Source organism: uncultured Campylobacter sp., assembly GCF_938045595.1.
In the GTDB taxonomy this organism is placed as follows: domain Bacteria; phylum Campylobacterota; class Campylobacteria; order Campylobacterales; family Campylobacteraceae; genus Campylobacter_B.
The window spans coordinates 1-2,940 of the sequence record NZ_CALIBB010000002.1; the positions used below are offsets into that span (position 1 = coordinate 1).

Annotated in this window: 3 protein-coding genes; all 3 read left to right on the forward strand. The window is 50.3% G+C overall.

Annotated features, from left to right (window positions below; genetic code table 11):
* Nucleotides 1-325 precede the first annotated feature (325 nt).
* On the forward strand, nt 326-856 hold the full coding sequence (locus tag Q0340_RS00035) for a DUF1104 domain-containing protein (protein ID WP_298081640.1): 531 nt from the start codon (nt 326-328) through the stop codon (nt 854-856).
* A 439-nt stretch (nt 857-1,295) separates the two neighbouring features.
* Nucleotides 1,296-1,958 (forward strand): response regulator transcription factor, encoded by a 663-nt coding sequence (locus Q0340_RS00040; RefSeq protein ID WP_298081641.1) that lies wholly within the window; start codon nt 1,296-1,298, stop codon nt 1,956-1,958.
* A gap of 18 nt (nt 1,959-1,976) precedes the next feature.
* Nucleotides 1,977-2,940: HAMP domain-containing sensor histidine kinase (locus tag Q0340_RS00045; protein WP_298081642.1), on the forward strand; the 964-nt coding region annotated here is incomplete at its 3' end.

A 2,940-nucleotide genomic window follows, 5' to 3' on the forward strand; every position in this document is an offset into this window, starting at 1 on the left:
ATTTCGCCGTCCGCAGCGCCGAGATACGCCCGCTTTGTCGTTAAATTTACGCATGGCGGGCTTTAATATAATCTATGCAGCGCAAAATTTATGTTAAATTTACGCGCTGCGCACCTCTTGCCTTCCGCTTAAAATTTTAAAATTTAGTCCCGTTTGCCCACATCGTACCTCCGCTCCGTATTTGTAGCAGCATCGCAAAATTTTTCAAATTTAAATCAAGACTCTAAATTTACGGCGCCGAGCTATTTTGGCGGCGTGAGCTTCATTTAACTTTTTCTTCACGACTTTTTCCTACAATCACGCCAACTTTCACAAAGGAGAGAGAATGAAAAAGATTGTTTTAGCAAGCGTTTTAGTCGCGGGCGTGCTGTTCGCCGCAGATTTTAGCTCAAGCACCCCCGAGCAGATCAATGCCGCAGTCGCCGGCGCGGACGCCAAGAGCTTAAGCGAAGCGGCGTTTGAGATCGACAAGCGCGCGGGCGAGCTAAGAGCGCAGGCAAGGGATCTCAAGCGCGGATTTAAGACGGAGTTTAAAAAGAAGCTGGACGCTATGAGCGTCGAGGATCGCGAGAAATTCCTAGACGAATTTAGAAAAAACTATAACGCCCAGGCGGGCAAGCTAAGCGTCGAGCAGGCGGATAGGCTCGATATAGAGCTTAAAGACCGCGGTAATTTCGGCAAATTTAAAAGGCCTGCTCACGGGTTCGGTCCGCACAGATCGCAGGCTGCTCCAGGAGAGTGCGGTCATATGCCGTATAAAGGGATGGGCGACGGCGCGGGTCCGGCAATGCCGCCAAGAGGCGAGATGCCGTGTAATCAAAACGCGGGTGCCACTGTATGCCCTATGGCGCAGTAGTGCCGCTTACGAGCAAGCTACGTAGTTCCGCGCACCATTTGCGCGGAAATTTTATTTTATCGAAACACGGCGCGAGAATTTTAGAATTTTAGCTTGAAATTTATGCGGCGTAGCGCCGATGAAATTTCGCAAAATTTTATCGGCGCAGGCGAGGTTTTGAAATTCTACGCGGCGGAATTTTAAAGCCCGGCGTTTTGTCTGTAAATTTTAAAATTCCGCGGCGCGAAAATTTTATATCGTAAAATTTTAGCCTCTTGCACCGCTTGGCGCACTGCGTAAATTAATTACTAGGCGAGCAATCTAAATTTACGAAGCGTGCTCTTGAGCCAAGACGCGCCGTTTTCGCCAAGATAAAATTTTGCCGTGAAATTTCGCAATTAAATTTTACGTGGAATTTCACAGGGTATAATTTCAAAAATTCTACGCAAGGAGACGGGCTATGGCAAGAGTTTTGATCGTCGAGGACGAGGGGATGCTGCTAGACATGATGTGCACCTATATGCGCGGGGCGGGGCACGAGGTAAGCGGCAGCAAAAGCTACGACGAGGCGCTTTCATTAGCATACGAAAAGAGCTTCGATCTGTGGATCTTCGACGTCAAAATCATCGGCGGCAACGGCTTTGCGCTACTTCGCGAGCTGCGCGAGGCCGGGCGCGGCGCACCGTGTATTTTCACGACGTCGCTAAACACTCTGCAAGACGTCGAAAGCGGCTTTAGAAGCGGCTGCGACGACTACCTAAAAAAGCCCTTCGAGTTAAAAGAGCTGGCTCTGCGCGCGGATAATCTACTAAAGCGTACCTTCGTCCACAACGCCGCCCTGCGCGAAAATATCGGCGGAAGCTTTAGCTTCGATATGGCTCAGCGCGCGCTATATCATGCAGACAGGCTCGTGCCGATGCCGCAAAAGCAGGCGCGGCTTCTTGCTCTGCTTCTGAAAAACCGCGATAAATTCCTTAGTAAGGATGAAATTTTCGCCGCGCTGTGGGACTACGACGAGAGTCCGAGCGAGCTTAGCCTGCGCGTTTATATTGCGGAGCTGCGAAAAATTTTGGGCAAGGATCACATCATAAACGCTTCCAAGCTCGGCTACAAATATCTTTAGGAGCGCGCCGTGTCCAAAATGCGTCAAATTCTACCGATTTTTTTACTCTACACGCTTACCAGCGTCCTGTTTTTGGCGCTGGTAAGCAGCATATTTTACGAGCGGGAGAAGTTTTTTATCGCGGATCGTGATGCCTTTGCGATCAGGGATTTCAAACACGGCCTAGAGGCTAAGCTTGCGCGCGGCGGGCGCCTAAACGAGAGCGATTTCGACGCCATGCAGGCATACGCGGCGGATCTGAATAGCAGCGATGAGATCGCGCGGGATTTTGAGCCGAAGGATGACGCGCCGCGCGTGTATATGGAGGGGACCAGCAGGATCGAGCAGTTTAATCTCACTGCTAAGGACGGCACGGAGTATTACGTAGCGATCAAAACGGAGGCGCTTGAGGGCAAGCTCGCGGCGCTGAAGCTTAAAATTTTAGCCGTGAGCGCGCTTGTTTTGGCGCTTATTTTGCTGATCGCGTATTTTATCATCCGCCTTTCGCTACGCCCGCTTTACGAAAAGATCGAGTTTTTAAACGGCTTCATCCGAGACACGACGCACGAGATAAAAACCCCGCTTAGCGTGATTTTGATGAGCATCGAGCTTTTTGATACCGATGCGAAAAAATATCTGAGCAATATCAAGGCGGGCGCAAATACGATAAACGCACTATTTGAGGATCTAACCGCGCTAAGCTTAAACAAAAGCGGCAGCGGGCGAGAGGTAAATTTAGGCGAACTGCTGCAAAGCCGCATCAGGTATTTCGGTATCTCTGCGGAGCAAAAGCGCATAAGCTTGAGCACCGATCTGCGCCCGGTAAACTTTTGCGCGGATGAGTTTAAGCTGCGAAAGATCATCGACAATCTGCTTGGCAATGCGATAAAATATTGTGATGAGCTCGGCTGCGTCGAGGTAAGCCTGCGCGAGCATTTGCTTCGCATAAAAAACAGCGGCGCGGGCATCGCGCGACAAAATCTGCCGCATATTTTCGAGCTTT

Excerpts from the sequence above, each read along its gene's own strand:
- Q0340_RS00035 (WP_298081640.1), top strand. The coding sequence starts at position 326 with ATGAAAAAGATTGTTTTAGCAAGCGTTTTAGTCGCGGGCGTGCTGTTC.
- Q0340_RS00040 (WP_298081641.1), top strand. The coding sequence starts at position 1,296 with ATGGCAAGAGTTTTGATCGTCGAGGACGAGGGGATGCTGCTAGACATG.